This is a genomic window from Bacteroidales bacterium (genome assembly GCA_035299085.1).
Classification (GTDB): domain Bacteria; phylum Bacteroidota; class Bacteroidia; order Bacteroidales; family UBA10428; genus UBA5072.
Window position 1 is genome coordinate 1 of sequence record DATGXG010000055.1, and the last position, 20,745, is coordinate 20,745.

A 20,745-nucleotide genomic window follows, 5' to 3' on the forward strand; every position below is an offset into this window, starting at 1 on the left:
GTGGCAGACGGAATGCTGATGCAGGTACATGAGCACCTGTGTAATTTCACAAAAGAACAGGCAAAGGAGGTTGGACTGGCTTCTTACCTCATTGTGGTTATTAATAATGACGCCAATACAGTAATCGGCGAACATACATCAGCCTCTGCTGACGGAAGAAAGGCGCTGACCTATATGAATCCCGGCAATGCACCTGTTGGTGGTGCCGATAAAAGCGGAGTGACAGCCTTTCTGAATTCGGTTGCCAAACCGCGGACTGACATACATGCCGGGGCAGTTCAGAATATGAAGTTCTCAAAAGAAATGTTCGGCACTTACAGGGATAAGCTTGAGATCCTACTCACAACTTACTGGCAAAAAGGCGGCGCACAGGCAATGATAACCTGTATCAGCAGGGGTGACCTCGAAGCCGCCATGGAACATCCTGAATTATACCAGAATCTTATTGTCAGGGTCGGCGGTTTCAGTGAACGATTTGTAAATTTACCCCGCCATACCCAACTTGAAATTTTAAGCAGAACACTATATTGATTCATTTCAAATAAAATTAATTATTCGCCACTTATGAAAAGAAATATTACTTCACTTGTGATTGTATTGTTAGCCTTTACCGCCTGCAAACAGGAAAAGGTAATATGGATTGAAACAACAAATGATGCACCATGGGCTGAAAATTCGGTGAGTATAGAAAAAATGGATAAAGCCCCGGCAACAGTTACAATTGATACCGGTGCACCGCTGCAGGTTGTAGATGGCTTTGGCGCCTGCTTCAATGAACTCGGATGGACATCATTATCGGTGCTTGATGAAGGAAACAGGGAGAAAATTCTGAAAGATCTGTATGACACTGAAGAAGGGCTTAAACTGAATATTTGCAGGATGCCGATCGGGGCAAACGATTATGCACGTGATTATTATTCACTGAATGATTCTGCCGGTGATTTTGACATGAAGTATTTCAGCATTGAAAGGGATAAAGCAACGCTCATCCCATATATCAAAGCAGCCATGAAATACAATCCCGGGATGAAAATCTGGGGGTCGCCCTGGACGCCGCCGGCCTGGATGAAAACGAACAATCATTACGCCTGCCATCCCGACGTTGTAAACGATATGAAACCGGAGCAGGAGGGAAAAGAAGGCGTTACCCAGTTCACGATGGATAAAAAATACCTGGACGCATATGCCCTGTATTTTGTAAAATATATCCAGGCATACCGGAATGAAGGAATCAATCTTTTCGGTGTGAACGTGCAGAACGAGATGAACTCATGTCAAAATTTTCCGTCGTGCCTGTGGACGGCAACCGACCTGGGTACATTCATCGGTGAATACCTGGGACCGGAGATGACAAAAGCCGTTCCTGATGCTGAGATCTGGTTTGGTACGTATGAAAGGCCATTGGTCGAAAAAGTGGATACTATTCTGCAAAACCCGGTGACTTCAAAATATATATCCGGAGTAAGTTTCCAGTGGGCCGGAAAACAGGCTATTCCTGGCGTACACCAAAAATATCCCGAACTGAAGCTTATGCAGTCGGAAACGGAATGCGGGAATGGCTCAAACGACTGGCCTGCTGCCGAGTATACGTTTTCATTGATGAAACATTACTTTGAGAACGGTGTCAGTGTGTATACATTCTGGAACAGCGTGCTGGATGAAACCGGTAAAAGCATGTGGGGATGGAAGCAGAATTCGATGATATCAGTGAACAGCCAAACCAAACAAGTGACCTATAATCCGGAGTTCTATCTTTTAAAACATTTCAGCTATTTCATCAAGCCAGGGGCCAGGATGTTAAAGACAGAAGGGGAAAATGAGGAAATCCTGGCATTCCGCAACCCGGACGGGCAGATAATAATAATTGCCGGAAACAAAGCTGATTCCGATAAAACAATCAAAATCGGTATTGGCGATAAAATTCTCCAGGCAACCTTAAAGGGACATTCGTTCAGTTCGTTTGGGGTTTGAGATTCCTCCTTTCAGTCGGAATGACTATCGGAAGTACTAATATGCGGGGGGAAGCAGTGCCGGCTCCGCCGGCACTGCTTCCCCCTGCGGTTCAAAGTTACTGACTGTCATTTCGAGCGAAGCGAGAAAGCCCTACTACTGACTGTCATCTCGAGCGAAGCGAGAAATCTCTCTATCATCACTATCGTCCCTATCGTCCCTATCGTCCCTAAACGAATATGATTTTTTAAAATTTTTCCCAAAATATTTGTAAATTAAAAAACTATGTTTTATTTTTGGACCGTTTTATTCTTTTAGTCGAATAGTCAAAATGGCAGTTGAAAGATTAGCAATAAGAGATCAGATTGTTTCCAGCGCCAGGAATATATTCAACCGGTATGGCTTTAAAAAAGCAACCATGGATGAAATAGCCAGGGCAATGGGAAAAGGAAAGAGTTCCATTTACTATTATTTTAAAAGTAAGGAAGAGATATACGAAGCCGTTGTAAATCATGAGGCCGGTATTCTTAAGAACGAGATACTGAAAAGTGTTTCCCAGGCCGACAACCCGGTTGACAAACTCAGGAATTATGTTTTTACCCGTATGAAAGCGCTGAAGAAAGTTTCTATCTATTATGAGGCCATGGCATCCGATGTGCTCAGCCATTATGAACTGATCAACCAGATGCGCGAGAAATACGACCGTGAAGAAATAAGGATATTGAAGGAGATACTTGAAGAAGGCCATAAACAGGATGTGTTCAGGGTGGAAGAAGCTGAACTCACATCCTTTGCAATTGTAACCGCACTGAAAGGACTTGAGATCCCGATGTTCTGGAGCAACAAACGCAAAGATGCCGAGATTAACCTCGATCGCCTGCTCAATGTGCTTTTTTACGGTATTATTAAACATTGATTTTTTTTACATTTTTTTCGACCGTTTTACCTTTTTAGTCCATTTATACACATAAAATATTTTTTAACTTATTAATTTTTAATATAATGAAACGCATTTTCAGTTTTTTAGTTATTTTGGTTTTACTGGGAACCTTACCTTTCTATGGTCAAAAACTCAGTGTGGGAGTTACTACCGGTTTAAACCTCACCACCTTTTCTGAGCCCGGGGCTCTTTATGACAACCAGGACATAAAGACCGGTTTTGGCGGCGGTCTTTCCTTAAACCTGGCTTTCGGAAAATCATTTGGTCTGCAGTCGGGTGTACTTTATGAACAGAAAGGGTACAGAAGGCAGGTTGACCTCGAACAGAGAACCGAAAAATTCACCGGCATGTACAATTATGCTGTAATTCCACTTTTGCTCGAAGGATCGATTCCTGTTAAGAACAATACTAGGCTTTATGGAATTACAGGTGCCTATGCAGGTTTTAAAACGTATTCTGAAAACTCAGCCGAAATAGTGAATAGTGAAGTACCTGTTGACGATATGGGCGACAAAATTAATAAAACCGATGCCGGATGGGTCATTGGCGGAGGTGTGCAGGTACCGGCCGGAAACCATTTCATGCAAATCGGAATCCGCTATTCGCTCGGATTGGCAAAGGTTTCCGATAACAACCCCGACGACCGCAACAAGTCGTTGCTTGTAGGCGCCACACTATTCTTTTAAACCGAACCTGATATCACAAAAAATTCTCATATGAAATATGCCGGGATCATTGTAGCTATGGCTGCAATTCTTACAGGATGCGCTAAAACCGAAAAAGATAGTATTTCCTCCACAGAAAGCATACCTGTAAAAACCGCCCGCGTTGAGCGCAGCGAGGCAAAACTTGCAAACACCTATGTCGGCACTGTAGAGGAATCGTTATCCCTTCCGCTTAGTTTTTTAACAGCGGGAATGGTTGAAAACGTATTGGTTCATGAAGGTGAATGTGTAAAGAAAGGCCAGTTACTTGCCTCGCTTGAGGCAGTGAGTTACAGGAGCGCATACCAGGCTGCTGAGGCCAAGGAAAAGCAGGCGACAGATGCCTATAACCGGTTATCATCGGTTTACAGGAATGGAAGTTTACCCGAAGTGAAAATGGTTGAAATTGAAACCGCCCTCGAAGAGGCTAAGGCTGCAGAGAGAATAGCCGCTAAAAATCTTGCAAACTGCAAACTATATTCACCTGCCAGCGGGGTAATCGGAAGAAAGTCAATCGATGCCGGTGTCAATGTAATACCCGGCACACCTGCGATCACTGTGGTTAAGATCGATAAAGTAAAGGTGGCCATTTCGGTTCCTGAAAATGAAATTGCAGGAATTAAAATAGGACAAAAGGCAGTTATCACGGTTCCCGCCCTTGACAATGCGGGTTACGAAGGAAAAGTGGATGAAAAAGGCGTAATGGCCAACCCGATTTCACACACATACATGGTAAAGGTACTGATTGATAATAAAAACGATATGCTCAGGCCGGGCATGGTTTGCAACGTAACCATGAACAACAACAAATCGGTTAGCCTTGTGAGCATACCGGCGTCGTCTGTGCAGCTTAATAATGCCGGCGAAAAATTTGTTTATGTGGTTGATTCAGTGTCTGCCACAGCTAAACAAAAGCGTATTATAACCGGCAATTTTTCAGCAAACGGAAATGTGGCTGTCACTGAAGGCCTGTCAACAGGAGATATGCTTGTTATTGAAGGATGCCAGAAGATCCATGATAATTCACCTGTGCAAATAATCCGTTAAGATGAGCAAGAGAATTTCATTGGTTGAATCTGCCATGCGAAACAGGCAGATTGTATTCCTTGTCACTGCCCTGATGGTTGCTCTTGGAATTTATGCCCTGTACACTATGCCAAGACAGGAATTTCCTACAATCACAATACGACAGGGCCTTGTTATCGGCTATTACCCGGGGGCAACATCAAGCCAGGTTGAACAGCAAATGACAACGGAAGTAGAACGATATCTTTTCAGTTATAAGGAGGTAAATAAAAAGAAGACCTATTCTATTTCAAAGGATGGATTGATGATCATTTTCGTGGAACTGAACGATCATACAAAGAATGCTGATCAATTCTGGTCAAAATTAAAGCACGGACTTAACGAGTTCAAAACAAACCTGCCGGTCGGCGTACTGGCACTTTATGCCGACAATGATTTCGGTGACACTTCCGCTCTATTGATTTCAATTGAAGGAAATAACATATCTTACCGTCAGCTTGAGACCTACATGAATAAACTTGAGGATCGGTTACGCAGGATTGAATCGGTATCCAAGCTCAGGCATTATGGCCTTCAGAATGAACAGATCAGTATATATCTTGAAAAAGGCAAGCTTGAAAAATACGGGATCAGTTCGTCGACTATAACCGCAGGATTATTTACGCAAGGGCTTACCGCATCTTCTTCTTCGGTTGACTACAGTGAAAACCGGATTCCCATTCATATATCATCGGTTTATAAAACAGAAGACGATATTGCCGGCCAGATCATTTATGCCGATCCGGCCGGGAACCTGATACGGGTGAAGGATATCGCCCGGGTAGTGAGAGAATACCCTGAACCGGATAGTTATATTGAAAACAATGCCCACAAGAGTGTGCTGATTTCAATGGAAATGCTTGAAGGAAATAACATAGTTCATTACGGGAAAGAAGTGGACGATGTCCTTAAAGACTTTAAAAAAGAACTTCCTGCCGGTGTTTCTATTGAACGGATAGCTGATCAGCCCAAAGTTGTAAAGACTTCAGTCACTGCTTTTCTGATTGAACTTGTTTTCGCCATAGTTTCAGTTATTGCCGTTACCATGTTGCTTCTGCCATTCCGTGTGGCTTCTGTTGCCGCTTCGTCTATCCCGGTTACGATTTTTATATCGCTTGGCCTCATGTATGTGTTCGGATTCGAATTAAATACTGTGACGCTTGCTGCATTGATCGTTGTGCTCGGTATGATCGTAGACAATTCGATCGTTATTGTGGATAGTTATATGGAAAAAATTGACCAGGGCATGTCAAGATGGGCTGCCGCCATATCAAGCGCAAAAACATACTTTAAAGCCATCTTTTCTGCAACATTGGCCATAAGTATAACCTTTTTCCCTTTCCTCTTCACCCTGAAAGGAACGTTGAAAGATTTCGTCCTGATGTTTCCCTGGACGGTTACATTGACCCTCGGAATTTCACTGATGATTGCTATGCTTGTCATTCCTTACCTCGAGTATTTCTTTATCCGTACAGGTTTCAAAAGTCATCATGAGCATAAAGCCCGTAAGTTCAACCTCCTCGATTTTATCCAGCGAAATTATGAGAAAAACCTGTTAAGAGCATTTGACAGGCCGAAAATGACGATTGCCATGGGTGTTCTATCTGTTCTTCTGGCGGTCGCTTTGTTTTTCATCGTTCCCCAGCGCCTGATGCCGGTTGCCGAAAGGGATCAGTTTGCAGTCGAAATTTACCTTCCGCAGGGTAGTTCATTGCATTTAACCGAAACCGTGGCCGATAGCCTGGAACACCTGCTTAAACAGGATAAACGAATTCTATCGGTGACTTCATTTATCGGATGCAGTTCTCCCCGCTTTCATACCACCTATGCGCCACGGATACCGGCACATAACTATGCCCAGTTTATTGTAAACACCGTTTCAAGCACAGAAACCGAAAATCTTCTGAACGAATATGCAGGAAAATACGGGAACTATTTCCCGAACGCCTATATCCGGTTCAAACAGCTCGATTATCAGCCCATAGCCGCCCCGATTGAAGTGAGGATTACCGGCGACAGCATTTCTGATCTGAAGAAAGTAAGTGATTCACTTCGTGTTCAAATAGATGCGGTAAAAGGCATTTGCTGGGTAAGAACCGATTTTGGCGAGATGGAACCTTCTGCAAGGGTTGATATTAATACAGTTGAGGCAAACAGGCTCGGTATAGATAAAACAACTGTAGCCACCAACCTCGCTGTGAGGTACAACGGACTGCCGGTTACCACGCTGTGGGAAGACGATTATCCGGTTCCTGTTAAGCTCAGAACTGAAAACAACAATACCGATCCTTACCTGATCAGCAATGAGTACATACATTCGCTGATTCCGGGAGTTTCTGTCCCTTTAAGGCAGATAGCAACCGTGAAACCCGACTGGAATGAGGGGCAGATTGTACGGCGTAACGGCTTACGCACCTTAACTGTGATGGCTGATATTAATCGAGGGGAAAATGTAAATCACATATTTCCTGAAGTGAAAGCTATTGCTGAAAAGACGGCCCTTCCGGCCGGAGTCAGCCTCAGCTACGGTGGTGCAAATGAAAATGATGACGAGCATCTGCCGGGGATTTTAAGTGGTCTCGCTATCAGCATATTTATGATATTCATGATACTTGTCGCTCACTTCAGGAAGATCAGCATGGCTCTGCTTGTTCTTTTATCTGCTTCACTGAGTCTCCTTGGAGCATTTGCAGGAGTGCTGCTTGTCCGGGTTGAATTCGGTATCACTTCAATTCTTGGAATAGTCAGTCTGGTTGGAATACTTGTCCGAAACGGAATTATCATGCTTGATTATGCCGAAGAATTGCGTGAAAAACACGGACTTGGTGTAAAGGAAGCCGCTATTGAAGCCGGAAAACGAAGGATGAGGCCAATATTCCTAACATCAGCCGCCGCTTCGGTGGGAGTACTTTCAATGATCATAAGTGCCAACCCCCTTTGGAGCCCGATGGGTGCAGTCATATGCCTCGGAACCCTAACATCAATGGTGCTGTTAGTAATGATCCTGCCGGTTACATACTGGATGGTCTATAAAAATGAGGACAAAGCCGGGACAAAAAATCCTTTTACAGCTTCGTCTTTAAAACCTGTAGTTACAGTTGCGGTACTAGCCCTAATGCTTTTTGCAGGTAACCGGAATTTATCCGCACAGCAGGCTATAACACTCGAAGACAGCAGGAAACTGGCCCTTGAAAACAATGTACTGGTGAAAAATGCAAACCTTGAACTGCTTACTTCCAGGCAGGTAAAAAAGGAAGCCTTCACGGGCTTTTTTCCGAAAGTGAGTGCAACCGGTATGATGTTCAGGTTCAATGATCCGCTTCTGAACCTTGACATACCCGGTGGTAACCTGCCTGTGTACGACGGCAATCCCGCCAACCTGATGACGGCAACGCAGTTTGCTTATTTTCCAGGTATATCGCTGTCCCTTATCGACAAGGGAACCGTGGGTGCGGTTACAGCTGTGCAGCCTGTTTTTGCCGGCGGTAGGATTATTAACGGAAACAGGCTTGCCGGTGTAGGTATTTCAGTAAACGAGCAAAAGCTTAATCTATCTGAAAAAGAAGTGTTGCTGAAAACCGAAGAGCAGTACTGGCAAATTGTATCGCTCACCGAAAAAAGAAGAACCCTTGATGCAGCGGAACAGCTTATTGACAGCCTGTATAATGAGGCCAGTGATGCCTGGAAGGCAGGATTGATTAACAGGAATGATGTACTTAAAGTCAATCTTAAAAAAAGTGAGTTGAAGGCCAGCCGTCTTAAACTGGAGAACGGAATTAACCTGGCGACAATGGCGTTCTGCCAGTTCCTGGGGATTCCTTCAGACAGCAGCATTACCCTGGCTGATTCAATTTTGGTCACCATAACACCGGCTGAAGTATATGCCGATGGTGAAATGGCAGTGAAGAACCGTGATGAATACAGGTTGTTGCAGGAAAGCGTAACGGCTGAAAAGTTAAAAACCCGGCTAAAAGTGGGTGAATATCTACCGCAGGCAGGTGTGGGCGTCGGAGCCATGTATTACGACATTCCATCTGAAGGAACAACCAACACAATGGTTTTCGGCACTGTAAATGTTCCTTTGTCGGATTGGTGGGGAGCTTCACATGCTATAAAGCAACGAAAATACCAGGAAGAGATTGCTGAAAATAACATGGAAGATAAGACTGAACTACTATTGCTTCAGATCAGAAAATGCTGGAATGAATTAAATGAAGCATGGAACCAGGTAGATGTTTCAGGAGAAAATCTGAAACAGGCCGAGGATAACCTGAAAGTAAACAGGGATAATTATAATGCGGGAATTCTGAATATTTCCGACATGCTCGAGGCACAGGCCATCCTGCAGCAAGCCCGGAACCAGGTCACCGAAGCGCGTACAGATTACAGGATTAAACTTACAGCCTACATGCAGGCAACAGCAAGAGAATAATCAGGTTAGTAGGACAAGAGCCCCCGGGATAAAAACAGGATTTTCTTTTTTGATTATTAAGTGAGTTCTGAGCCCGGGGCTTTTTTTAGGCCCTACCTTCGTCATTGCGAGGAGCCAGATAGATTTATGATTATGAAACAATGTGATGGCGACGTAGCAATCTGCCCAAACAGGCACGGCGCTGAAAAGAGAGTTCATATGCGTTCTCTTGGATAAGCCCTTCCTGTGCTGGCAGATTGCTTCGTCGCGATAAATTCGAACTATAATCAGGAAAAACAAAGCTCCTCGCAATGACGCTCGATTATCCAGCATCCAGCATCCAATATCCAGTATCCAGCCTAAATATCCTTCGCCCTGTTAAACGAAAGCGCATTCAGCAGCCACCTCGGTAAAGCTTTATCAGGCCTGCGGTTACGCAGGTGAAGGTACCATCCGATGCTTTTAAGAATGGGTATTTTATGGGTTTCAACAAATTCAATCAATGTACCATCAGGATCTTCGGTATATGAAAATGATCCTGCCGCCTCACCCATATCAAAGCTGTGATCCACGTCCACGGTGAAGGGACAACCTTTCTTTTTGCATTCTTCACGAAGCAAATTCATGCCGCGGATATCAAAACACAGGTGAATGAATCCCAGGTCGCCCCAGAATCTTTCATGGTAAATTTTACGGGGTTCACGATCGAGAACCTGCACAAGCTCAATCTCACTGGTTCCGAAAACCGGACTGAATGCCCCGAGCCTGGGTTTACCCGGACGCAGCAAAACTCTCCTGAACCGGTTATTTCCACCCGGTAAACCGGCATATTCACCGAATACAGAGGTTTCATCAAAGATCACTTCATCATATCCAAGGATCTCCGCATAGAAGCTTCTTGCCTTTTCAATATCCGAAACACCGATCACGGCGCCATATGCGGCACCTGTTAATTTTTTCTCGTTGCGGAACCAGTTCTTGCTTGTAACCAGCTGGAAAATATTGTTGTATGGGTCTTTAATGAAAAAATGTTCCTTCCCCCTGGGGTCCCTGAGCACACCACTGAGCATGGTTGTGCCCTCTGATTTCAGCATATCGTAAGTTGCCTTTGCATTATGACATTTGATCTTGGCGGCCATAATTCCGAGGTCACCAAGCTGAATTTCAAAACCGGGAGATAACGGTGTTCTTTCAACATATTGCCATATCTCAAATCCTCCTCCGCCCTGCATGTTCAATGCCAGTGCTGCATGGCGTTTCTGAGGCTTGCCACCGGTATACGGAAGCATATGCTCTGCAACGGCTTTATCCTCAAACATACGTATATCCACTCCAAAAGCCTTTATATACCATTTCCAGGCTTTTCTTACATCCGGCACACCAATTCCAATCTGTTGTATGCCACTGATCAGTTTCTCTTTCAATTTTAAATGGTGTTTATTCGTTTTCCAATTAATTTTTTGTGGGGTTGTTGGTTGCGGTTTTGGAAGTGGTTTTGCGATATGTTTATGTAGGACTGGCGTGACTGGCGATCCAGTAATACAATGAAGGGATTGTTCTCTTGATAATAAGGAGAAATCGCTCGGCTGTTCCAATGAAGACTTCTTTACGGTTCCTTTTCAGCGCGTTAACAATAATGCTGGCACAGCGTTCAACGGAGACACCTTTTGCCTGACCGGCATCCATGACACCATATTTTGATCCGTCACCTTTAAGCGAGTTCACTGAAATATCTGTTTTAATCCGGCCGGGACATACGAGCAGTACATTTACATTTTTGTCCGAAAGCTCAGCCCTCAGGGTTTCGAAATAGCCCTGCAATGCATGTTTCGATGCCGAATAGGTGGATCTCATACGGAAGCCGAATTTGCCGGCCATACTGCTGATAACAACAATATTACCTCCGCCTTTGTTGATCATGAACGGCAATATTGCCTTTGTAACTCCTACAGCACCGAAATAATTGAGTTCAAATAGCTTGCGTTCCGTTTCAATCGAAGTATCCATGACATAAGACCGTTGGCTTACCCCGGCGTTGTTTATCAGGATGTCAAGCTTTGGAACAGTTTTCATCACAAGCGCTGCAGCATTATCAATCTGTGAAGGATCGGTAATATCGCAGGGAATGATGTGACACCTGCCCGGATCCTTTGAATTAAAATCGTTTTTTAATGCCTGTAATTTTTCTGTGTTCCGGGCAGAAAGGATAAGTACCGCTCCCCGACTGAAAAGTTCTTCAGCGAGTGCCTTACCTATTCCTGCAGAACCACCGGTAATCCAAACCGTTTTACCCTGAAAATTCATTTATTGGAGTAATGTTTCCTCACGATATCATTCATCATTGAAATAATAGCTGACCGGTCTGAAACAAGTTTTTTCACCTTTACGGAATTCTTTCCTGAAAGAAATCTAAGGCATCCCAGCCATTTTCTGAATCCGATATAGTAAGTAAATGCGAGTAAACCGGTTAAAGGTAGTAAAATAATATAAAACAAGATTATCAGGATCGGCAAATGTGTAAGGGCAAGAACTCCACCGATGATAAGGTACCATACCGGGAATACAATCATGCTGACTACAAACTTGAACGAACTGTGGAACTGAGTATCTTTAATATTTTTAACCCGTGAGGCTGTCAATCCGAAAGGAAGGATGTTATGTACAAATCCGAAGAGAAATACAGGTAACCCGGCCAGGTAAAGAACAAGAGAAAGCAGGTGTCGCGGTATACTGAATCCGCCTTTTTTAATCACCCAATCGCGTAGCTTCTGATTCTTTACTTCAGCCTGGTAGGGAATGACAAGGTTGTTGAGTTTAATTATATTTTCGGGGTTTTCCGAAAGTTCTTTGTTGAGGATGTCGATCATTACCTTATCCGACCTGAAAGCTGCATCAAGAGATTTTTCCGTGATACCGAGCTCTTTTTTCATCCGTTCATTATACATCTCCCGCAGGTGCATGTAAAGGTCATAGTATTCCGTCGTCTGGATGTCGATCATCAGCTTTGAAAGCTCGGCGGCATAATCGTCTTTAAGCCGGTTAATGGCATTCGCGGGATTTTCAGTATACTCGGTGTAGTATTCCGAAACCTGGATAGGCTCGCCAATATTCACAAAAATGGTAGTCCTGAAATTCCAGTAATGTTTGTAATCGATGCCTACTGGTAAAATTACTACCGCAGGTGTTGTGCCGTTAGGTTCCTGGGCCTGGAAAGCAACACGGAAAAGACCTTTTACAAGTGGCCTGAGACGCCTGTATTCGCCATGGTTTCCTTCGGGAAATATAATGAGCGGGTTGTTCCTGTTGTTCAGCACTTCGGTAGTGCGGGCAAATACCTCATCGTTCTTTTTTACATTTTCAAAACCGTCCCGAATGCGGTAAACCGGCATTATATTAAGAAAATGCATGAACTTGCTCATTCGTTTTGTCTTGAAAAGATCGGCCCGTGCAAGGAAAACGATTTGCATACTTGTATTGAGAACAAAAACAAGGGCGTCCATCAGCGCGTTCTGATGGTTAGGTGCCAGCAGAACCGCCTTATTGAGGGGAATTCTGTCGAGATTTTTGATTTCTACTTTCCGGTAGTAGATCCGGTAGCAAAGCTTCGCATACTGCTGCAGAAGCCAATAATCCAACGCCCACTCATCTATGCTTTTCTTGCGAGACAATGCTGTAATTTCTAGAAAAACAAAAATAATTATTTCCCGCAGAACTCGTAATTATTTCTCGCAGATCTCGAAGATTTCTCCCACTCTCCCTGTCTCCCCGTCTTCTGATCCGACTCTGACAGGTCCTCCGGACTCTGTTAGGTCTTACTCCCGTCTCCCAATCTCCCTGTCTCCCACTCTTTATTCCACTCCCACAAGCTTCACCACCTCAACCTTCTTCAGGTCTTTTTCATAAAAGAACGAACCGCAGAGGAAGAGCACGGAGGCTATAACAAGGGCTATAGGCAGAAATGACATGGCATGTCCGATATCTGATCGGTCTGAAATAAGACCGATAATATAAGGACCCATTGAAGCACCCAGCAGGTTTTGGATTACAACGGCGACAGCATACGACATAGCTCGCATCCCCGCATGAACCACATCCTGGGTTACAGCGGCAGCTGCTGATACAAATGCGGTGATCAGCACTCCCATAACAAGGAGCAGAATATATTGCATTTTGCCAGGGAAAACCACAAAAGCAAGAAAAAGCATAATGGCCGTCAGAAAAGTGGAGATTGTCGGGAATAACAAGCGGGCATTGATTTTTCTCTTTCTCCACCTGTCAGCAATATATCCTCCCAGGGGCGCACCGACAAGGGCAAGGATCATTATTGAACTTGATTTGAGATTGGCCTGTTTCTCAGCCAGGTCCTGCACTCGACTAAAATAAGTCGGCAACCAGGTTAACAATGAAGTAGTTACAAAAACAACAGCTGCAATTCCGAAATAGGTGAATATAAGCGATGGCTTGTCCAGGAATTCAAGTACGATCTCTTTTACCGACATAGCTACTTCCTTACGTCTTTCCTTCCGGTCGGCATAGGTTTTGGTAAGCTCTACCGATTTATAATCCTTAACAAAGAAAAATAAAATAGCTACTATTAAACCCGGTATTGCAACAAGCCCGAAGGCATGCCGCCATCCCCAGACAGAAGCGATTGCACCACCCAGTACAATACCGATAGCGTTTCCCAGGGGGATGGACGCATTCCACAATCCTATCATCCAGGAGCGCTTTTCCTGGGGGTATAAACCTGCAATCATAGCCGTTCCGCCCGGCGCATACCCGGCTTCACCGACACCAATAAACATCCGGCCGGTGAATAACTGTCCGAATGATTTCGTAATGGCACATAGTCCGGTTGCAAGGCTCCAGATAACAGCCATAATACCGATAGTCCTGCGCCGGCTCCAGCGATCAACCAGAATTGAAACAGGAAACGTAAGTGCCACAATTGACCAATAAACAGCCGAAACAAGCAATCCGCATTGTGCATCGGTGAGATTCCAGTCGCTTCTCAAATACGGAAAAAGTGAGGTTACAACCATCCTGTCCACATAATCGAACATGTAGAGCAGGAAGAGCAGTAGAAAAATATAATTCGTGTAGCTTTTTGAGAATAAATATCCTTCAGGAACTCCTTCCTTCACAGGGTGAGAGATATCAGCCATACTATATTATTTATTCGTTATGAAACTAAAATTAACCAAAAAATTCAGATATCAACTACTTACATTATTTTTACTGTATAATTTCACCTGTATGTTTAAAAAATTATTTCAATCTGTCAACCCTGAAGAACTGAAAGACAACTTTTTCAATCTCATTAACAACGAATGGATGCTGATAACGGCCGGTGAGATTGATCATTTCAACACAATGACTGCTAACTGGGGAACTATAGGCGTTCTGTGGAACCGGCTTGTGGCCATCTGCTTTATCAGGCCTCAGCGCTACACTTATGAATTCGTTGAACGTTCGGAAATCTTCACGATGAGCTTTTTCCCTGATGATTTCAAGGAAGCCCTGAATTATTGCGGATCACACTCGGGACGGTCAGTGGATAAAATTGCTAAAACGGGACTTACTCCCATTGAAACTCCCGATGGCAGCGTTTCCTTTGAGCAAAGTCGTATTGTTTTCGAATGCAGGAAACTTTACACCGATTTCATAAAAGAGGAAAATTTTCTTGCAACCGGATTAGTCAATAAACATTACGGCAAAAAGGATTTTCATAAATTCTTCATCGCCGAAATTACAGATTGTTATGTGAAGGAAGAAGAAGAATGAACCTCATTGTCTGATACCTGTTGTTTCAATAATGAAATCAACTGTGATCATATATGACGGTAATTGCAGGTTTTGCAGGGAATCCATTAGTTTTCTCAAACCTGTTAAAATGAAAGAAATTGAGTTCCTGTCTTCTTCAGAAGAAGCCGCCAGGGAATTTCTTAAAAACAACGGCATCGATGAAGAATTGCCTGAGAAAACGGTGATCATGGTAGATGAAAATAATGTGTATACCCGCTCCACAGCCGTTATTAAAGCACTTCAACAAAAAGGCGGATTCTGGTCACTAGCCGGAATTTTACTGATTATTCCGCGCTTCCTCAGAAATTCAGTGTATAACTTTATAGCTTCCATGCGATGACGGTCGCATTTTAGCTGACCTGATATATTTTTTTAGAATAGATGCAACCCTGCAAAAACAATGTTGTCTTTAGATTAAATGAAGACTGACAAGGTTGACAGCAGCGGTTGCAAATACAATTAACCATGTAAACCAGCGAAATCAATTGGCGCTTTACCACGAAATACATAAAGACATCATTGATTCGTGCAAGACCGGCAATGCCAGGGCTCAGCGTCAGCTTTACCAGTTGTATTCGCGTGCCATGTATAACATTTGTTACCGGATGATGAATAAAAGGGAAGAAGCTGAAGATATGCTTCAGGAAGCTTTCAGTGAAGCTTTCATGCAACTCCACAGCTACCGGTTTGAATCATCGTTCGGCGCATGGATTAAGCGGATTACGGTGAATAAATGTATCAATGCCTTAAAAAAAAGGAAGGCCGAACTGGTAACGGTGGACAGGTTACCCGAACCATCGAATCAGGAAACGGACGATGAAATACCGGGCCTTTCTGTTGAAAGGGTCCAACGGGCTATGGAGGAACTTCCCGAAGGTTACCGGGTGATATTTTCACTTTACCTGCTTGAAGGGTATGATCATGGTGAAATATCTGAAATTATGGGCATTTCTGAAGCCACATCAAAATCTCAGTATTCAAGGGCAAAACAAAGAGTGAGAGAAATTATTTTAAGCCAGCAATATGAAAGACAGGTTTGAAGAATTCATGGACCAAAACCGGGAACAGTTTGATTTCCGTGATCCAGATCCTGCCGTTTGGGACCGGATCAGCAAAAACATTCCCGTTAAACGGAAGATTGACTGGATGCTCTTCATGAAAAGAGCTGCCTCGGTGATTCTCATTTTTGCCGCATCGTACGCGGTGAACGAAATGGTACACCGTTACCGCGACGGAAAAATCAACAGCAACCTGGCGAGTGAAAAAAGCGCTCCGGGATTGAAAGAAGCGGAAGCCTACTATACAGGACTTATCAACCAGAAACTCGATGAACTCAAACCGGTTATGGCTAATTGTCCCTCATTGCAGGAAGAACTGAATTACGATATGTCGGAACTCGACAGTGTTTATACCGATCTGAAAAGCGACCTTAAAGATAATATGGCCAACCAGGAGGTTATCGAAGCAATTATCGAGAACTACAGGCTGAAGATTTCAATTCTTGAAGACTTGCTTAAAGAACTGGAGCCCCTGGATGGTGAATGCATTCCCAATAAAGACAGCTATGCGCTATAAACTGGCAATAATCCTTCTTATTTGTTTGGTGATTCCCCTGAAAGCCCAGGTACCGGAATACAGTCAGCATGTGTCGCGTGCATTCCGTGTAACTTCCAATACATCGGTTGAAATATCCAATAAATACGGGAAAGTGCAGGTTATACCCTGGGAGCAGGATTCGGTGAAGTTCAGCATTGATTTGCGCATTAAGGCAAAGGACAAGCAGAAACTCGAAAAAATGAAACAGAATGTGGATTTCGAATTTGTCCCCGGTCAGTCCTTCCTTATTGCACGCACTAAATTCGGTGATGCCGGCTCCGATGTATTCAAGGATCTGATGGATATAGCCGGGTCCTATTTGTCATCATCCAATTCGGTAATCATCAACTACACCGTGATGATCCCCTCATGGCTGACAATTAAGATCGAAAACCGTTTCGGCGATGTTTATCTCGAAGACCACAGCGGTGCCGTAAATATTTTGCTGTCTTATGGTGACCTCAGGGCAGACAGGCTGAATGGCAGAAGTGAAATCAAAATAACATCAGGCGATGCAGACATCAACTTTTTAAAAGACGGAAACCTGATCGTTTCCTATGTTAATATGCATATTCATGAAACTCCAAAACTGAACCTTCAAAGCCAGTCCTCGGTGTTAACGATTGAAAAAACAGGAAATCTGAAGATTAATTCCCGGAGAGACAAATTGTACCTCACTGATGCAAACTATCTATCGGGCCAGAGTTATTTTTCGAATATTAATTTGGGTGTTCTGAACAATGAAATAACACTCAGCAGCCGGTATGGAAATATTAATGCTGAAAATATAAAAAGGTCATTTTCAGGTATAAATATTAATTCGGAGCTTACAGATATTTCACTTTCATTTGAAAGGCCCGTTGCATTCGACTTTGACCTTACCCATTACCAGCTTGTAAACTTCATGTATCCGAATTCTATCGCCAAATTGTCGACAAAAGTGATAGATCCCGAAGAAAAAGTATTTTCAACAACGGGAACTTTCGGCTCGGGTAGCGGCGATTCGTATGTGACAATAAAAGCCTTAAGAAAAAGCGATGTAACTATTTCACAACATTGATGCAACCCTGCATAAAAAATGTTGTCTTTAAAATAAACCCTTAACGTTATGAAAAAAACAATATACAAACTGACAATTCCGGCCTTGCTGCTGATGACAATTACTCTGTTTTCATGTGAAGAATTATGGGACAGGCATGTGGACGGAAATGGCGACAGGAAGATGGAAGACAGAAACCTGGCCGGTTTCGACCGTATTGAAGTGAACGGCGATTTTGAAGTACAGGTTGACACAGGTATTGAATCATTCGCCACAGTAGAAGCCGATGAAAATCTTCTGGATTTTATAGTGACTCATGTTTCAGGCCATACGCTCATTATTGAAACTCGTGAAGGTTACGACCTGAGGCCGTCTCACCCGATTGAAATTAAAGTTACAACTCCGGACATAACCCAGATTGATCTTAACGGATCCGGACTTATTTATTCGTATGGCATTCAAACCGATGAATTATCAGTTAATCTTGCCGGATCAGGAGAAATTGACCTGGATAATCTGGTAACCACAATTGCCAATCTTAACCTGGAAGGTTCGGGGTATATCAACGCCCGACTGGATGCTGCAGATGTTAAAGCATTGCTGGAAGGATCAGGAGATATAAAGCTTGACGGAATCTGCAATAATTCAGATCTGAAAATAACCGGCTCCGGAAAAATAAAAGCCAGCGAACTGAATACGGATGTCTGCGTGGTGTACATTTCAGGATCAGGAGTTGCAGATACTTGGGTGAATACAGCCCTTGATGTTACCATCATTGGAAGTGGCACGGTATACTACACCGGAAACCCGGTAGTTGACAAATATATATCCGGCTCAGGTCAGGTTAGGGAACGATAATCACATCAACATGAGATTTCAGACAAAAACCGGGCTGATTATCGTTACATTGTTTGTATGCCTGGCAGGAAAAGCACAAAATTATACCCGGGACGCCGGGTTGAGGATCGGGGATAATTTTTCAGCCTCATACCGCATTCATCTAAGCGATAACCAGGCTTTTGAAGGAATTTTTTACGGGGGAAAACACGGATCAACCTTTACCATATTAAAGGAGCATTTCCAGCCGGCACTGGGACAAGTTTCAGAGAATTTGTTTTTAACATACGGTTACGGAGCCCACGCAGGATTGAGATATATTAATAGTTACAGAATCCTGAACCGTGTTTACGATATCGGGGATTATAGGGTGAACCCTGTGTTAGGTATCGACGGCATGATAGGTTTGGAATACAGGTTCCCTGATCTGCCTCTGCTCCTGAGCATTGATGCAAAACCATATTTCGAATACTCAACCATTCAGATCTTTAGTCTATACCTGCAGAGTATTGGATTTTCAATCAAGTACAGATTTTAAAATAACACTGATAAACTATACATTATGAAAAAGTTACTCGTCTTTTTATGGGCTTTTGCCCTTACCCTTTCAACCTTTGCGCAGAACGAAGATGAAGAAAAATCAGGCAGATCTGGCAGATCCGATGATATTCAAACCTTAATGGGCCGAAATAATTCAGTTGGCGGGTATGGAGCTATATCCATGCGCTACACCGAACTGGAAGATAAGGATGCCTTCGTTTTCGGAGCCAGAGGAGCTATTGTAATGGGACATATGATGTCGCTCGGCCTTGCCGGTGCCGGTTTCTTTAATGATGTCCATTATAACTCTGCCAGCAACCAGGATGTCAGTCTGGCCGGTGGTTACGGTGGATTCTTTTTCGAACCGGTAATTATGCCCAGGTTTCCTGTGCATGTTTCCTTTCCGGTTATGATCGGTGCAGGCGGACTGGCCGTTGTAAGCCAGGAAGACAATGACAACTGGAATGACAATTATAAATCAGAGGCTTCCGATGCGTTTATGATAATAGAACCCGGTGTGGAGCTTGAACTGAATGTAACCCGTTTCTTCAGGTTCTCGGTCGGCGCTTACTATCGTTACACATCTGATGTGGATATCGAAAACCCCGATTACAACGTTCCCACTGATATTCTGAAAGGCTTTTCAGGCGGGGTTACCTTTAAGTTCGGTAAATTCTAGGAAGTAAGGAATAACCTGACAGCGTCCGGAGGACCTGTCAGCGTTATTCCGCTTAAATTCCAAGTATTTATATACCACCTTACGGAGTATCTGTCAGCGTTTTTCCGGGGTTTAAACAACGCTGACAGGTCCTTCGGACGCTGTCAGGTTGGATCCCCTCCAATATACCCTCTCAGCGCCTCCACATACCCTTCAAACGCTGCAATTCCCTTCTTAGTAATCTGACAGGTAGTGAGCGGATAGTTATCCTTAAACGATTTATCAACTTCAATATAACCGGCTTCTTCCAGTTTTTTGATCTGAACACTGAGGTTACCTCTTGTCGCCCCTGTCTTTTCAAGCAGAAAGCTGAAAGACGCCGATTTCAGTCCTATCAGCAACGACATCACTGAAAGGCGCAGTTGGGAATGCAATACCGGGTCAAGTTCCTTAAACATGGCTTTCGGTTTGGCTTTGATGCTTTAAAATATGTCCCGGTACAATGTGCGAAACAATAACCAATACAGCCAGGATAATCAGCTGAATAGGGTAATCAACAAAATACGAACCCACTGAAGCCATCCAGGCTAAAATACCACCGACAATCATCGGCCGGAAACTTACCATACCACCGGCGACAAATATGGCGAGGCCATACATGGCCAGGATTACAGGGATGATCAGGGTATAATCATGCCTAAGATTGGCAAAAAGGACCAGGATAGCAAAGCAGATTAGCCAGCCAAGCCAAAGGAATTCCATTGCAGTGCCAATAAAAGTCCTGCTCTTCTGCGTCTTTTTCTCACCCAGGTAAAAGGCAATGGTAACGATTAACCCGGCCATCATAAGAACCGGCCACACCATATAGTGCTTCGGGTATTCAAATACTGCAATCAGCAGGTATTCTAGTGTTGCAGTGAAAGCCACCAGGTAACCCCAGAATAAATAATAGAAATAGTTTTTCCCAATCCTTGCTTTAGCCGATTGAATCATGTCGTAAATCACTTTTAAGCCGGCTTCAGGATTGAATTCCTTCGATGTTACATTGTTTTCCATTTTGAATAGATGTTTAAGTTGAATTTGACTTTGTTTTTCGATACAAATATAAACTAGTTTATTTTATAAACCTAATTTATATCGATATATTTTTAACCTTCGTCGTCACACCCTCTTACGGTTATACTTTTCTTTTAAATTTGC

20 protein-coding genes are annotated in these 20,745 nt (G+C 43.6%); 14 read left to right on the top strand and 6 right to left on the bottom strand.

The genetic code is table 11. The features are described from left to right. From VK179_18660 to VK179_18685, 6 genes are all read left to right on the top strand, one after another. A partial coding sequence (locus VK179_18660; GenBank protein HLO60780.1) for a glycine radical domain-containing protein occupies nucleotides 1-531 on the top strand: 531 nt, incomplete at its 5' end. Nucleotides 532-564: 33 nt separating this feature from the next. Beyond that, nucleotides 565-1,971 carry a glycoside hydrolase family 30 beta sandwich domain-containing protein gene (locus VK179_18665; GenBank protein HLO60781.1) on the top strand — a complete coding sequence of 469 codons (1,407 nt, stop codon included), beginning with the start codon at nucleotides 565-567 and terminating at the stop codon, nucleotides 1,969-1,971. A 310-nt stretch (nucleotides 1,972-2,281) separates the two neighbouring features. Next, entirely contained in the window at nucleotides 2,282-2,866 is a 585-nt protein-coding gene (locus VK179_18670) for a TetR/AcrR family transcriptional regulator (protein HLO60782.1), read from the top strand. Between the two features lie 86 nt (nucleotides 2,867-2,952). Beyond that, nucleotides 2,953-3,576, top strand: coding sequence for a porin family protein (locus VK179_18675; protein ID HLO60783.1), 624 nt, complete (start codon nucleotides 2,953-2,955; stop codon nucleotides 3,574-3,576). Between the two features lie 30 nt (nucleotides 3,577-3,606). Beyond that, nucleotides 3,607-4,641 (top strand): efflux RND transporter periplasmic adaptor subunit, encoded by a 1,035-nt coding sequence (locus tag VK179_18680; protein ID HLO60784.1) that lies wholly within the window; start codon nucleotides 3,607-3,609, stop codon nucleotides 4,639-4,641. Nucleotide 4,642: 1 nt separating this feature from the next. After that, nucleotides 4,643-9,091 (top strand): efflux RND transporter permease subunit, encoded by a 4,449-nt coding sequence (locus tag VK179_18685; protein HLO60785.1) that lies wholly within the window; start codon nucleotides 4,643-4,645, stop codon nucleotides 9,089-9,091. A 338-nt stretch (nucleotides 9,092-9,429) separates the two neighbouring features. On the opposite strand, the gene VK179_18690 is transcribed toward VK179_18685, so the two are convergent. The 4 genes from VK179_18690 to VK179_18705 form a co-directional block, all read right to left on the bottom strand. After that, entirely contained in the window at nucleotides 9,430-10,494 is a 1,065-nt protein-coding gene (locus VK179_18690) for a VOC family protein (GenBank protein ID HLO60786.1), read from the bottom strand. Nucleotides 10,495-10,576: 82 nt separating this feature from the next. Then, entirely contained in the window at nucleotides 10,577-11,374 is a 798-nt protein-coding gene (locus VK179_18695; protein HLO60787.1) for an SDR family oxidoreductase, read from the bottom strand. Then, complete coding sequence (locus VK179_18700; GenBank protein ID HLO60788.1) at nucleotides 11,371-12,738, bottom strand: 1-acyl-sn-glycerol-3-phosphate acyltransferase; 1,368 nt, start codon at nucleotides 12,736-12,738, stop codon at nucleotides 11,371-11,373. Before VK179_18700 ends, VK179_18695 begins: the two co-directional genes overlap by 4 nt. A gap of 180 nt (nucleotides 12,739-12,918) precedes the next feature. Beyond that, on the bottom strand, nucleotides 12,919-14,235 hold the full coding sequence (locus VK179_18705) for an MFS transporter (protein ID HLO60789.1): 1,317 nt from the start codon (nucleotides 14,233-14,235) through the stop codon (nucleotides 12,919-12,921). Between the two features lie 91 nt (nucleotides 14,236-14,326). Between VK179_18705 and VK179_18710 the strand changes: the two genes are divergently transcribed. The 8 genes from VK179_18710 (at nucleotide 14,327) to VK179_18745 (ending at nucleotide 19,566) form a co-directional block, all read left to right on the top strand. Then, complete coding sequence (locus VK179_18710; GenBank protein HLO60790.1) at nucleotides 14,327-14,854, top strand: flavin reductase family protein; 528 nt, start codon at nucleotides 14,327-14,329, stop codon at nucleotides 14,852-14,854. 31 nt (nucleotides 14,855-14,885) lie between these two features. Then, nucleotides 14,886-15,215 (top strand): DCC1-like thiol-disulfide oxidoreductase family protein, encoded by a 330-nt coding sequence (locus VK179_18715; GenBank protein ID HLO60791.1) that lies wholly within the window; start codon nucleotides 14,886-14,888, stop codon nucleotides 15,213-15,215. A 94-nt stretch (nucleotides 15,216-15,309) separates the two neighbouring features. After that, on the top strand, nucleotides 15,310-15,915 hold the full coding sequence (locus VK179_18720; GenBank protein ID HLO60792.1) for a sigma-70 family RNA polymerase sigma factor: 606 nt from the start codon (nucleotides 15,310-15,312) through the stop codon (nucleotides 15,913-15,915). Then, the gene (locus VK179_18725; GenBank protein HLO60793.1) at nucleotides 15,899-16,450 is read left to right on the top strand and encodes a hypothetical protein; all 552 of its coding nucleotides are present in this window, start codon (nucleotides 15,899-15,901) and stop codon (nucleotides 16,448-16,450) included. Before VK179_18720 ends, VK179_18725 begins: the two co-directional genes overlap by 17 nt. After that, the gene (locus VK179_18730) at nucleotides 16,440-17,531 is read left to right on the top strand and encodes a hypothetical protein (protein HLO60794.1); all 1,092 of its coding nucleotides are present in this window, start codon (nucleotides 16,440-16,442) and stop codon (nucleotides 17,529-17,531) included. The genes VK179_18725 and VK179_18730 overlap by 11 nt, the downstream gene beginning before the upstream one ends. Before the next feature lie 48 nt (nucleotides 17,532-17,579). Next, nucleotides 17,580-18,368: a head GIN domain-containing protein gene (locus VK179_18735; protein ID HLO60795.1), complete on the top strand. Its 789-nt coding sequence runs from the start codon at nucleotides 17,580-17,582 to the stop codon at nucleotides 18,366-18,368. A 10-nt stretch (nucleotides 18,369-18,378) separates the two neighbouring features. Further along, entirely contained in the window at nucleotides 18,379-18,885 is a 507-nt protein-coding gene (locus tag VK179_18740; GenBank protein ID HLO60796.1) for a hypothetical protein, read from the top strand. Between the two features lie 24 nt (nucleotides 18,886-18,909). Then, a complete protein-coding gene (locus VK179_18745) occupies nucleotides 18,910-19,566 on the top strand; it encodes a hypothetical protein (protein ID HLO60797.1) in 657 nt (218 codons plus the stop codon). Nucleotides 19,567-19,709: 143 nt separating this feature from the next. Here the strand turns inward: VK179_18745 and VK179_18750 are convergent, their stop codons facing one another. Both VK179_18750 and VK179_18755 read right to left on the bottom strand, forming a co-directional pair. Then, a complete protein-coding gene (locus VK179_18750; GenBank protein ID HLO60798.1) occupies nucleotides 19,710-20,003 on the bottom strand; it encodes a transcriptional regulator in 294 nt (97 codons plus the stop codon). Then, entirely contained in the window at nucleotides 19,996-20,601 is a 606-nt protein-coding gene (locus VK179_18755) for a hypothetical protein (protein ID HLO60799.1), read from the bottom strand. Before VK179_18755 ends, VK179_18750 begins: the two co-directional genes overlap by 8 nt. Between the last annotated feature and the right edge of the window lie 144 nt (nucleotides 20,602-20,745).